This is a genomic window from Actinokineospora sp. NPDC051303, assembly GCF_055586285.1.
In genome coordinates this window covers 134,915-147,127 of record NZ_JBVJIN010000001.1, presented here as the reverse complement: position 1 = coordinate 147,127, position 12,213 = coordinate 134,915, and the positions used below count along the sequence as shown (strand labels likewise).

Sequence of the window (12,213 nt, the reverse complement as noted above, 5' to 3'; positions counted from 1 at the left end):
CGCTGCTCACGGGCGGTCGTCCGGCAGTTCCGTCAGTGGCGACAGCAGCGACGACCGCCCAGAGCGCCAAGCGCCCAACAGGTGCTCGGCAAGTCTGCTTTCCAGCAGTTCCGTTGCCAGCACACCGAAAACCACGTCCCCGGCCAGCTCCGGCTCGTCCGCGAGCAGCCCGCCGACGACGTCGCGGCGCATCACCTGCTCATGCACGGCGTCGGCCTCGACGTGCTCGGCGAAGAACCGGATGGCCGCGGGGCCCGCGCCCAGCCGACGCAGCGCCGAGATCATGCGCTGCGCGCTGGGCGGGGTGCTGATCTCCGCGGCGGTGAAGTGCCCGACGAGCGCGCCCCGGTGCGCGCGGTGCAGGCCGAACAGCGACATCAGGTTGACCACCGCGATCGCTGGCGCGGGCACGACGTCGAGGTAGTGCAGATACCCGTTGCTCAACCCGGTTTCCGCGAGCAGATCCGCGTAAAGCCGGGAGTGCATCCGGTCGGCGTGCCCGCCGCCGAACTCGTCGAACTCGACCGCGACCAGCGCCGCCTTCGCCCGGCCGCGCAGCCGAGGGATCACCCACGCGTGCGGGTCGGCCTCCTTGAGGTGGTACACCGACCGGTGGACGAAGTGCTCGCGGACGTGCCACCACTGGCCCTCGTCGCGCAGGAAGTGCGACACCCCGTCGCCGGGCACGTGCTCGACCAGCAGGTCCGCCAGCACCGCGTCGATGTCCGTGGCGTCGATGTCCGTGCCCGCGCGCGTTCCGGCGCGCAGGCCGTGCAGGAACCGGCGTTCCAGCGCACCGCGCAGGCGCAGCAGTTCGGGGTCCCACTCCAACTCCGGCCGCACACCGGGGAAACCGCGGTAGTGCAGCTCGTAGAGCAGGTGCAGCGCGATGGTCAGGTCTTCCCCGTGCGGGTCGGCGCTGAGCGCCTCGGCCACCGGCAGCGCGCCCGGCTCGCCTGCCAGCGCGCGGCAGACGGCCGAGGACAGCTCGCCGCGGGCGGCGGGCAGCGTCGGGCGGGTGGAGCGCGCCGGACCGGAATCGGGGGCGGCGGCGGGGTCGGCCAGGGTCATCTCTCAAGTCCTTTCGGGTGACTCGGGCCGATTACCCGACGGGGTGGTCTCCCACACGCGCGCGGTCACCGCGTCCAGCACCGCGGCCGGGCCCCGCTCGACCGCCGCGCGCTGGCGGTCGGCTCCGGTGCCGCCTCGGCGCAGGGCGGCGATGGCGGCGCGGGCGCGGTCCAGGTCGTCCATCTCGCGCAGCGCGGGCTCGACCCAGGCGACCAGCCGGTCGACCAGGCGGGCGGCCGTGGTCGGCGCGCCGAGGACCGGGTCGACGGCCCGCCCGCGCAGGCCGTAGCGGGCCGCGGCCCACACCGCGGCCGCGGCGAGTTGCGGGTCCAGCCGAGGGCCTTCGCGGCCGACCGCCAGCTCGGCGAGGGCGGTGCGCACGAGGGCGCGGCTGAGCGCGGCCTGCAACACCGCCTCCCACGGCTCGACCACCGTGTCGGCCGCGCGCAGTTCCACCGTCGGCAGGTGCGGCGAGCAGCGCGCCAGCCAGAACGTCATCCGGTCGTCCACCAGAACGCCGCAGTCAACCAGCCGGGCCACCTGCCGGTCGTAGTCGGCCGCCGAGGAGAACCAGGGCGGCAGCCCGGAGCCGGGAAACCGGGACTGGTCGACCATCCGCAGGCTGGCGTGGCCGTGGTCGCGGCCGTCCCGCAGCGACGAGTTGGCCGACAGGGCGAGCAGGGTGGGCAGCCAGGGCGCCACGTGGTTGAGGACGGCGGCCCCGGTCTCCCGGTCCGGGACGCCGACGTGCACATGGCACCCGCAAGCCTGGTAGTCGGCGACGAGTGTGGTGAAGCGGGCGTGCATCTCGTCGAACCGCGCCCCCGGGGTCCGCGCGGGCGGGGACCCGTCCAGCACCGGGACCCCGCTGGCGACCAGCCGCAGCCCCCGCTCGGCCGCGGCGACGGCCAGCACGCGCCGCCCGTCGCGCACCTGGGCGCCGAGTTCGGCGAGCGAGCGGCACACCCCGGTCGCCGCCTCGACCTGGGTGCCCAGCAGCTCCGCGTGCAGCGCGGGGGTCCCGCCCGCCGCCCTGGCCGCGCCGAGCACCTCGGCCGCGGCGGCCACCGGCAGCCCGGTCGCCGGGTCGACCAGCAGGAACTCCTCTTCGACGCCGATGGTCACCCCGACGTCGTGACTGGGCAGCACAGAACTCCTCGTGATCGGCGACCCGGGCGCCGGTGTAGTTCCCGCGGCGGACCGAACTCAACCGCACGACCGGCCCACGTGTTTCGCCCCGGTGACCGGGCCCGCCGCTCGGCGGCCGGGTCTCGCCCCTGCCCCTGCTGTCACAGCAGGACGGGAAGCGGTCAAAAACTAGCCAGATGCGGCAAGTAAAACGGTTAACCTACTCCTGAGTTGGTTCATAACCGGTGTCGTAGTGAGTACGGATGGCACCATCTGAGCCCATGGACCCAGGCACCTCCCGAGCGCCCACCCTCGGCGACGTCGCGCGGCGGGCGGGCGTGTCGACCGCCACCGTGTCCTTCGTGCTCAACGGGCGCGCGGAAGGGCGGGTTTCGGCCGCCACCCAGCTCCGGGTGCAGGAGGCCGTCGAGGCCCTGGGCTACGTCACCCACGCGCACGCGCGGGCGCTGCGCAACGGCCGGGGCGACCTGGTGATCCTCGCGCTGGGCGAGTCCCCGCTCACCCGCTCGATCACCCGAGGCTTCGCCGCCTTCGTCCGGTGCCTGGCCACGGCGGGCTTCACCGTCGCGATGGGCGGGCAGGCCCCGGACAAGGCCAAGAAGTGGGCCGAGTTGCGGCCCGCCGCGGTGGTCGTCCCGGTGGCGACCCTCACCGAGAAGATCGTGGAGACGGTCCGGCGCGGCGGCGGCACGGTGATCGGCGTCGGCCGGGCCGCCTCCGAGTTGGCCCCGACGGTGGTGCTGGACGACGGGCCGATCGGCCGCGCCGCGGCGGCGGAGCTGGTCGCGCGCGGCCGGGGGAACCTGGTCGCGCTGGTGCCGTCCGGGATCGCCGAGGACGACCTGGCCGCCAACCGGCTCACCGGCATCCGCGACGCGGCCGCGGGCATCCGGCCGGTGCCGATGGACCCCACCCCGGCCGACGCGGCGCGGGTGGTGGACCAGTGGCTGCGGTCCGGCCCGCCGGACGGGGTGGTCGGCACCTCGGACACGCTCGCCGGACTCGTGCTGGGCGCGCTGGTCGACCGGGGGGTCGCCGTCCCCGGCGAGGTCGCGGTGGTCGGCATCGACGACGAGCCGCTGTGCGAGATGGTGCGGCCCCGGCTGACCTCGGTCGGCTACGACGCCGCCGCCGCGGGCGCCGCGCTGGCCGCCCCGGTGCTCGCCGCCATCGCCGACGAGTGGGACCCGGCGCTGGCCACGCTTTCCCGGCGGCCCCTGTTGCGGCGGCGGGACACCTGACGGGCCCGCGGGCACCGGGCCGACGGCGCCGAATCCAGGGTGTGACGATCACGCCACCCGGGTACGTACCCAGTGAACGGACCTAGAGACCAAGGGCACGAGCACAAGGGGATGTTCCCATGTGGATGGCACTGGCCCTCCCGCTACTGCTGATGTTGGCCGCGATCGGCATGCAGCGCCTGGAACCCCGGGTGATCAGCCCGTACCCGCCGACGAGCGAGGACCCGCTGCAGCAGCCGATGGAGCCGATGGAGAAGCACGGCTTCCCGCGCGCCGCGATGCCCGCGCGCAGGCACTGAGCCCGCCGCCGCTGAGCCATTTCGGCCTACTGTCGTGATTGTCCGGTAGCCTCCGGGAGTTCTCCTAAGGGACTGTAAGTTCGAGCGTGAAGTCCTTGTTACGCCAGGAAATGGGCCCCACTGTAATCCCGATCACCGTCGATCGGTCGAGGAGTGGGACATGGTGTTACGGCAGGAAACCCGAGCACCCGGCGACGAACGCCGGGTCGTGTCGAACATCGCGAAAGGCTCCATCGGGAATCTGATCGAGTGGTACGACTGGTACGCCTACACGGCCTTCTCGATCTATTTCGCCGCGACTTTCTTCCCCGCGGGCGACCAAACCGCCCAATGGCTCAACACCGCGGCCGTGTTCGCGGTCGGGTTCCTGATGCGCCCGCTCGGCGGCTGGCTGCTCGGCCGGTTCGCCGACCAGTTCGGCAGGCGGCGGGCGCTCACGGTGTCGGTGACCCTGATGGCGCTGGGGTCGCTGATGATCGCGCTGACCCCGGGCTACGAGACGATCGGCGTGCTGGCGCCGATCGTGCTGGTGCTGGCCCGGCTGTTGCAGGGGCTCTCGGTCGGCGGGGAATACGCCACCTCGGCGACTTATTTGTCGGAAATGGCGTCCAGCGGAAAACGCGGATTCTATTCCAGCTTCCAGTACGTGACGCTCACCGCGGGCCAGCTCACCGCGCTCGGCCTGCAGATCGTGTTGCAGCAGGTCCTTTCCGAGCAGCAGATGGCGTCGTGGGGCTGGCGGATCGCGTTCGCCGTCGGGGCGCTCGGCGCGCTGGTGGTGATGCGGCTGCGGCGCACCATGGACGAGTCGGCGAGCTTCGAGCGGGAGTCGGCGAGGAGCGCGAACTCGCGCGGGACGCTGCGCGCGCTCCTGCGGCACCCCAAGGCGTGTCTGGTGGTCGTCGGCCTCACCATCGGCGGCACCGTGGCGTTCTACACCTACACGACCTACCTGCAGAAGTTCATGGTGAACACCAGCGGCATCCCGAAGGGCACGGTCGCCTGGATCAACTTCCTCGCCCTGGTGCTGTTCGTGGTCATCCAGCCGGTCGCGGGCGCGCTGTCGGACCGGGTCGGGCGCAGGCCGCTGCTGATCGGGTTCGGCCTGCTCGGCGCGCTGCTCACGGTGCCGCTGTTGACGATCCTGGCGGGCACCAGCGATCCGGTGGGCGCGTTCGCGCTGATGGTCGTGCTGCTGGTCATCGTCACCGGATACACCTCGATCAGCGCGATCGTGAAGGCGGAGCTGTTCCCCACCGGCATCAGGGCGCTCGGCGTCGGCCTGCCCTACGCGCTGACGGTGGCGATCTTCGGCGGCACGACCGAACTCGTCGCGCTCTCGCTGAAGCAGGCCGGGCACGAGACGCTGTTCTTCTACTACGTGGCCGGGTGCGTGCTGGTGTCGCTGGTGGTCTACTTCCTCATGGGCGAGACCTCGGACGACTCGCCGCTGGAAGAGCGGGACTGACGATGCGCGTGCTGCTGGTCGAGGACGACGACGGGGTCGCGGGCGCGGTCAGCGAGGTGCTGGGCGCGCACGGGCACCCGGTGGAGCGGGTGACCCGGGGCGCGGACGCGCTGATCCGCCACCGCGACGCCGATCTGGTCCTGCTCGACCTGGGGCTGCCCGACATCGACGGCCTGGATGTGCTGCGCCGGTTGCGGAAACTCGCGCAGACCCCGGTCGTGGTGCTCACCGCGCGCGGGGACGAGCGCACGGTGGTGCGCGGGCTGCGGCTGGGCGCGGACGACTACCTGGTCAAGCCGGTGCGGATGATCGAGCTGCTGGCCCGGATCGACGCGGTCACCCGCCGGGCGATCGCGAGCGCGGGCGCGCGGCCCGGGGTGGTCGACATCGAGGACGTCTCCATCGACCTGGGCGCCCGCCGGGTCGCGGTGGCCGGGACGGCGATCGAGCTGACCACCAAGGAGTTCGAGATCATGGCGGTGCTGGCCAGGCACCCGGGCGCCGCGGTGAGCAGGCAGCAGTTGCTGGACGAGGTGTGGGGCGACGCGTACCTGGCGGTGTCCCGGTCGCTGGACGTGCACTTGGCGCAGCTGCGCGCCAAGCTCGGCAGGCCAGGGCTGCTGCGCACCATCCGCGGGTTCGGCTTCCGCCTGGGCGGCTGACGTGCGGCGACGCCTGCTGCTGGTCCTGCTCGGGCTCTCCCTCGCCGCGCTGACCGGGTTCGCCGTGCCGCTGCTGGCCAGCACCTCGGCCGAGCGGACCCAGCGGTTCGCGATCTCCCGGACCGCCGACATCGACCGGTTCGCCGAACTCGCCGGAAGCGGCCGGGACCGGCTGGCCGCGGAGGTCCGGGCCTACGTCGAGCTGTACCGGGACGCGGTGGTCGTCGTGGACGCCCGGCACACCCCGCTGGTCGAGGCCGGGCTGCGCGCCGACGACCCCGCCGCGCGAGCCGCCCTGGACGCGGCGCTGCGCAACCAGCCCGCCGCGGCACCCGCCGACCTGCGGCCGTGGTCGTCGGGCACGGCGCTGTTCGCCCGGCCGATCGGCAGCGGCACCCGGGTGAGCGGCGCGGTCCTGATCCGGGCGTCGGTCGACCGGGCCGCCGCGGACGTGGCCACGCAGTGGAGCCTGATCCTGCTCGGCGCGCTGGGCGTCGCCGCGGCCTTCGTCGCCCTGGCGCTGCTGCTGGCCCGGTGGGTGCTGCGGCCGGTGGCCGAGTTGGACCGCGCGGTCCAGGCGGTGGGCGCTGGCGAGCCGGGCGCGCACGTCACCCGGGAACTGGGCCCGCCGGAGCTGCGCGGCCTGGCCGGGTCGTTCAACCGGATGTCCGACGCGGTGGCCGAGTCCGAGCGGCGGCAGCGGGCGCTGGTGGCCGACACCTCGCACCAGCTGCGCAATCCGCTGGCGGCGCTGCGGCTGCGAATGGATTCCCTGGCGGGGTGGGTCGAGCCAGCGGGGCAGGGCACCTACGCGTCGATGGCCGCGGAGCTGGAACGGCTGGAAACGCTGCTGGACGGCATGCTGGCGCTGGCCTCGGCCGACACCGCGGCGACCGAACTGGCGGCGGGACGCGGTGCGGAGTCCTCATGCGAGGCCCGGTCGGTGGTGGCCGACCGGATCGACGCGTGGTCGGCCGCCGCCGCCGACTCCGGCGTCGACCTGTCCCTGGCGGACGCGCCGGGCCCGGTTCCGGTGGCGTGCGCGGATTCCGAGCTGGCCCAGGTGCTGGACGCGGTGCTGGACAACGCCGTCAAATACGCGGCGGGCAGCGCCGTCACCGTGTCGGTCACGGCGGAGAACGGACGGGCGCGGATCACCGTCGCCGACACCGGCCCCGGGGTGGCGGAAACCGACCTGCCCAACCTCACCGCCCGCTTCTGGCGCGTGCCCAGCGGAAAACCCGGCTCCGGCCTCGGCTTGGCCATCGCCGACCGCCTGGTCACCGCCCGCGGCGGCGGCCTGGTCCTGCGCCGAGGCGAGCCGACCGGGCTGACCGTGGTGGTCGACTTGCCGGGAGACGACGAATGACCGGGAAAAGACCGACACAGCGCGGTTTCCCGCGAGATCGGGACCGGGCGGCCGATCTTGGCGGAAGAAGCCGCATGAGCTTGTCAGGACGCGAGTCGCGGCCGACCTGGGCGGGAGGGGCCGGATGAGCCTGTCACGACGGGGGTTTCTGGTCGCGGCGGCAGTGATCGGGGCCGGGTGCGGCGCGGGTGGTCCCGAGGGGGTGGTGCGGGTGGCCGCGGGTGAGCCAGGCGGGTTCTATGTGGAGTTCGCCAAACTGCTCGCCGCCGAGATCGCCAGGGCGGAGCCGGGGCTGCGGGGCGAGGTGGTGGAGACGGCGGGCAGTGTCCGGAACCTCCAGCGGGTGAGCGACGGCCACGCCGAACTGGCACTGACCCTGGCCGACGCCATGGACGTGGCGCGGTCGGGCGGCGAGCCGTTCCGGGCGGCGCTGCCGCTGCGGGCGCTGGGGCGGGTCTACGAAAATTACATGCAGCTCGTCGTGCGTGCCGACAGCCCGGTGACCACGCTCGGCGACCTGGCGGGTCGCCGGATCTCGTTGGGGGCGGTGGGATCGGGGGCGGCGCTGTTCGGATCGCGGCTGCTGGCCTCGGCCGGGGTGGCGGTGGCGGCCGACCACCGGCCGCTGGCCGACGCCGTCCGCGCCCTGCGGGACCGGCAGGCCGACGCGCTGCTGTGGTCCGGCGGCGTCCCAACCCCGGCGCTGGCCGACCTCGACGCGGCGGTGGGCATCCGACTGCTCGACCTCGGCGGCCAGGTCGCCGGACTCCGGGCCGCACACGGCGCGGTCTACGACCAGGTGGTCGTCCCGGGAGGCAGTTACCGCTCAACCGCGGACACGGTCACGGTCGGGGTGGCGAACCTGCTGGTCTGCTCCCCCACCCTGCCCGACGACGTCGTGCGCGCCGTGGTTCGCGTGCTCGCCACCCGCGCGGACCGCCTCGTGCCCCAGCAGGCGGTCGGCACCCAGTACCTCGACGTCCGCGCCCTGATCGACACCGGCTCGGCCCCGCTGCACCCGGCCGCCGCCGCGACCTACCGAGACCTGCACGGCTGACCGGTCACCACCGCCGCCACCATCGGCGGCGGCGCGCCACCGGCGCGGGCGGTTCCGGCTCCGGCTCGGGCCGGGCAGCCCGCCAACCGTCCACAATGGCCTCTTCATCCACCAGCGGGACATGGAACGGCTCGGTGCCCGACCGCATCCACGCCCTGATCCGGTCATTCAGCTCCTCGACCACGGCACGGACCCGCTCCTCGGACCGCAGCGGGCGAACCAGGTCGGGGAGGCGCTCGATCTCCTTGCGCAGCCGCAGCGGCTCCGGCAGCAGCGGATCGGCGGACAACCCCTCGCGGCGGAGAAAGCCGGTCAGCCACTGCTCCGTGGTGTCCGCGTCGAGGTTCGCCAACGGCTTCCCCGCGCCCGGCAAGTCGTCCAACTCGCCTCGGACGGCGGCGTGGCGGATCTGCGACTCCACCCAGGTCTCCATCGGCATGCCCGGCGGCTTGCGTTTCGTCATCGTCGCCCCCGTCCCGCGCTTCAGTCCCATGATACGGCCGAAGTCTCACCGGGGCGCTTCGCTCGCTGGAAGCCGTGGCGCGTCAGGACGATCTCAGCCGAGTGTCAACGGCTTCTGCCATCCTGATTTCAACAAGGACAAGGAGAGGTGCCCGGAGCGGCTTATCGGGTTCCTAACGCGAGTCAGGAAGGGCTTCGGCCCACGCAGGTTCGAATCCTGCCCTCTCCGCCAGACCGGGGTGCGAAACACGGCGTAGGTGGGGGTGGCGTGTGACGCCACGCCGCCCCCACCTTTCACTCAGCGGTTAGTCAAGCGTCAATCGCACATGAGGAGCGATAGCGCACTGTCACAAGACAGCAGGCTGAGACCGCTGTAGGCAGGCGCGGCGTGCGGGCCCTCGTGGTCGTCGATGGCCAGTTCTTGAAGTTCCAGCACATTGTTCATCGCACTCTCCTTACTCATTGTTGTCCCGCCGGTTCCAGGTGGAGCCTGGCGTTTAGGGGGCAGGCATGAGTCGCATGCCCGCCGGGTGGGGAGTCTCGCTGAGGAACGGCAGCACCTGAACCCCGCCTCGGGTCGCCGCGGTGACCGCGAGCAGCACCCCGGCGCCACCGGTGACCAGGTCCATCGACAGGCGCAGCAACCGGTTGCCCGGGAACGCGATACGTCCATTGTGGACAACGGCGTGCCAGGACAGCCGGGCCAGGTGCTGCCGCACGCCCGCGGCCAGTCGCGGGTCGCCGGTCCGGGCCGCCGCCCCGGCCAGGACAGCCAGCAGCCCCGCCCGGCCGTGGCACAGTCCCGGCTGGATCACGAACTCGCCAAGCAACGCCCGGTGCAGGTCCGGCAGCCGCTCGACGCACCCCGCGTCTGGCAAGTGCTCGGCCAGTTCGCCGACGACCACGGCCACACCGGCGCTGCCCACGCCCAGATAGGGCAGCGTGCGACCGCCGTCCCTCACCTGTGACGCACCGTCCGGAGTGGACACGCACTCGGCCAGATCACGCAGCAGCGCGCGATCGGCCAAGCCCAGCCAGGCGGGATCGCCGATGCGCTGGTAGAGCCGCAGGAACAGCAGGGCGGGCCCGGACCAGCCGTGCAGCAGCCCGGCCGCGCCCTTCGCGCCGGGGCCCGGCGCGTGCTCCAGCGCATCGGCCAGCCGGGCGCCGATCCGCGTCGCGGCGGCCAGGTGATCCTCGTCCGGCCATAGTTCGGCCAGGGACAACAGGTTCAGCCCGATCCCAGCCAGGCCCGTGGCCAGGCTGTGCTCGGTGATCCGCGGCAGCGCCGGGGCGAACTCCGCCACCAGGGCGCCCGCCGCCTCGCGGTGGCCGAAGCGGGCCAGGACATGGGCGATGCCGTGCGCGCCGTCCAAGAACCCCGCCTGCCGGGGTGGCCGCAGCCGCACTGCGTCCAGCAGCCACTGCTCACACCGCTCGAACCGGCCGAACCCGCAGGCGGCCAAGGCGTAGAGCACGCCCGCCGCACCGTGCCCGAAACCGGCCCCGCCGACGTGGAAAGTCGCGATGTCACCGGGAAACAGGCGGTCGGGCCGGTCCGGGGTGGCCGAGGCCACGATGGCTTCGGCGATCGAGTCGCACACCGCGGCCCAGTCCGGGTCTGGCCCGTCCAGCACGCTCCGCCTGCGCGGGGACGGCCCGTCGGCCGGGCGCAGGACAGCGCGGATCTCCTCGGTGTACCCGGGCGGCACCGGAAACCGCGCGGCCACCGTGTCCAGGTAGTCGTCCAGTTTGCCGCCGTCCAGGGTGAGCATGACGTTCAGCGGCAGGAACAGCCACAGCCGCAGCGCGGCCAGCGCGTAGTCGTCGATCGCGACCCCGGCGCGGTCCGCTGGCGCGGCGAACCCGGGCGCGGCCAGCGCGGGCCGTCGCCCTTCCCGCACGTCCGAAGCAAGCTCGAAGTCGATCAGCGACACGGTGTCGTCGTCGTCCACCAGCAGGTTGTGCGGGTGCAGGTCGCCGAACACCACGCCGCGCTCGTGCAGGTCCCCGACCAGCCGCCGCACGCGGTCGACCACCCCGAGCGCGCGCTCGGTGTACCGGGCCAGGTCCGCGTCGGTCACCGCGCCCCGGCTCAGCGGGTAGTTCCCCGCGAGCCACTTGCCCAGCGGCCTGCCCGGCATCTTCTCCATCACCAGAAACCGGTGCTCGCCATAGGTGAGCAGGTCGTGGGCGGCGGGCACACCCGCCACGCCCGCCAGCCGCCGCAGCGTCTTCCACTCCCGTTCCAGGCGGGCGACCGCGTCCGTCCCGTCCCGGTCGAGCCCGGCCAGCGGGCGGGCTTCCTTGAGCACCACCTCGGCGCCGTCGGCCAACCGCTCGGCCAGATACACCCCGCCCCCGTTGGAGAAGTGCAGCGCGCGGCGCACCCGGTACGGGAAATCCGCCGAGTCGACGGCGTTGCGTGCGGCCAGCTGCGGGACCAGGCACTCGGGCAGCCGCACCCAGTCCGGCACGTGGAACCCCGGCCGCCGCCGATCCGGCGCCAGCTCGCCGTCCGGCCGCCGCAGGGCGGGCACCAGCGCGCCGCGCTCGGTGACCACCGGCTGTTCCAGAAAGCCGCCGTACCGCACATACAATGGGCCGGAGCCATAGCGCAGGTCGGACAGGATATAGGGGCCGGTTTCCCCGTCGAGCCGGTCGCCCAGTTCGGCCAGTATGACGGCGAGTTGGGCCTCGTCCCGGGGGTAGATCGTGACCAGCTTGCCGCTGGATTCCCGGGCCGCGTACTTTGAGTTTTTCGACAGATGGATGTGCCGATTTCGCAGGAACTTGAACGCCACCCCGGCGCCGACGCAATAGTCATACACCGTCCAGATCACCCGCGACGCGCTGTCCAGCCCGGCGGAGACGTGGATTTTCCAGCCCTGACTGGGAAGCCCGCACTCCAGCGGGCACACGATCTGCCAGGCATCACGCTCATGCGACCCCCAGCCGTCCGGGAGGCGCGGCAGCTCGGCGGCGTATGAACTGTCCGCGGGGTTCACGCTGGCAGGCACGTCGAAGAACACCGGGTCAACGAGACAGTATTCCTCGTATTGCGCTGACATGAGGAGCAAAAGACCCTTTCGACATCGCTCTGACGCCTGCCTTCAACCGCTTAGAACAATGCCTAGTTTTCATGGGGAACGCGATGCGCGTTAACCGCCATCAGGGTGTCAAGATACGCCACCATGATCACTGTGCGCATTGTTGGCGAATCTCGCCAACAATTTCGCGCGACCGGCGGTCTCGCCTGGTGGCGCACGCCCGACGAGCTACGCTTGACGAAGCGAGCACGTCCGATCAGCGCTAAACTAGTCCGATCGCAGTAATTTCAGCTACGCCAAACGGGGTATCAGCGGCGGTGTGGCGGGGAACGCTCGTCGTCATCGCCCGTCAGGACGATCTCAGCCAAGTGTCAACGACCCCTGC

At 72.5% G+C, this 12,213-nt stretch carries 11 protein-coding genes and 1 pseudogene; 7 read left to right on the top strand and 5 right to left on the bottom strand.

The features are described 5' to 3' along the window. Positions 1–6: 6 nt before the first annotated feature. Both ACZ6SD_RS00705 and ACZ6SD_RS00700 read right to left on the bottom strand, forming a co-directional pair. The gene (locus tag ACZ6SD_RS00705; RefSeq protein WP_465314766.1) at positions 7–1,071 is read right to left on the bottom strand and encodes an iron-containing redox enzyme family protein; all 1,065 of its coding nucleotides are present in this window, start codon (positions 1,069–1,071) and stop codon (positions 7–9) included. A gap of 3 nt (positions 1,072–1,074) precedes the next feature. After that, positions 1,075–2,220 carry a carboxylate-amine ligase gene (locus tag ACZ6SD_RS00700; RefSeq protein ID WP_465314765.1) on the bottom strand — a complete coding sequence of 382 codons (1,146 nt, stop codon included), beginning with the start codon at positions 2,218–2,220 and terminating at the stop codon, positions 1,075–1,077. A gap of 260 nt (positions 2,221–2,480) precedes the next feature. Here ACZ6SD_RS00700 and ACZ6SD_RS00695 point away from each other — a divergent pair, with 260 nt between their 5' ends. The 6 genes from ACZ6SD_RS00695 (at position 2,481) to ACZ6SD_RS00670 (ending at position 8,316) form a co-directional block, all read left to right on the top strand. Beyond that, positions 2,481–3,461 (top strand): LacI family DNA-binding transcriptional regulator, encoded by a 981-nt coding sequence (locus ACZ6SD_RS00695; protein WP_465314764.1) that lies wholly within the window; start codon positions 2,481–2,483, stop codon positions 3,459–3,461. Positions 3,462–3,586: 125 nt separating this feature from the next. After that, positions 3,587–3,760 (top strand): hypothetical protein, encoded by a 174-nt coding sequence (locus ACZ6SD_RS00690; RefSeq protein ID WP_465314763.1) that lies wholly within the window; start codon positions 3,587–3,589, stop codon positions 3,758–3,760. A gap of 160 nt (positions 3,761–3,920) precedes the next feature. After that, positions 3,921–5,228 (top strand): MFS transporter, encoded by a 1,308-nt coding sequence (locus tag ACZ6SD_RS00685; protein WP_465314762.1) that lies wholly within the window; start codon positions 3,921–3,923, stop codon positions 5,226–5,228. Between the two features lie 2 nt (positions 5,229–5,230). After that, positions 5,231–5,890 carry a response regulator transcription factor gene (locus ACZ6SD_RS00680; protein ID WP_465314761.1) on the top strand — a complete coding sequence of 220 codons (660 nt, stop codon included), beginning with the start codon at positions 5,231–5,233 and terminating at the stop codon, positions 5,888–5,890. A 1-nt stretch (position 5,891) separates the two neighbouring features. After that, entirely contained in the window at positions 5,892–7,259 is a 1,368-nt protein-coding gene (locus ACZ6SD_RS00675) for a sensor histidine kinase (RefSeq protein ID WP_465314760.1), read from the top strand. A gap of 124 nt (positions 7,260–7,383) precedes the next feature. After that, on the top strand, positions 7,384–8,316 hold the full coding sequence (locus ACZ6SD_RS00670; protein ID WP_465314759.1) for a TAXI family TRAP transporter solute-binding subunit: 933 nt from the start codon (positions 7,384–7,386) through the stop codon (positions 8,314–8,316). A 4-nt stretch (positions 8,317–8,320) separates the two neighbouring features. On the opposite strand, the gene ACZ6SD_RS00665 is transcribed toward ACZ6SD_RS00670, so the two are convergent. Then, positions 8,321–8,779, bottom strand: coding sequence for a DnaJ family domain-containing protein (locus tag ACZ6SD_RS00665; protein WP_465314758.1), 459 nt, complete (start codon positions 8,777–8,779; stop codon positions 8,321–8,323). Between the two features lie 141 nt (positions 8,780–8,920). Between ACZ6SD_RS00665 and ACZ6SD_RS00660 the strand changes: the two are divergent. Beyond that, positions 8,921–9,010: pseudogene (locus ACZ6SD_RS00660) on the top strand. An 84-nt stretch (positions 9,011–9,094) separates the two neighbouring features. Here the strand turns inward: ACZ6SD_RS00660 and ACZ6SD_RS00655 are convergent. Both ACZ6SD_RS00655 and lanKC read right to left on the bottom strand, forming a co-directional pair. After that, positions 9,095–9,223 carry a SapB/AmfS family lanthipeptide gene (locus ACZ6SD_RS00655; protein WP_465314757.1) on the bottom strand — a complete coding sequence of 43 codons (129 nt, stop codon included), beginning with the start codon at positions 9,221–9,223 and terminating at the stop codon, positions 9,095–9,097. A 52-nt stretch (positions 9,224–9,275) separates the two neighbouring features. Beyond that, positions 9,276–11,849 (bottom strand): class III lanthionine synthetase LanKC, encoded by a 2,574-nt coding sequence (gene lanKC / locus ACZ6SD_RS00650; RefSeq protein WP_465314756.1) that lies wholly within the window; start codon positions 11,847–11,849, stop codon positions 9,276–9,278. Positions 11,850–12,213 lie beyond the last annotated feature (364 nt).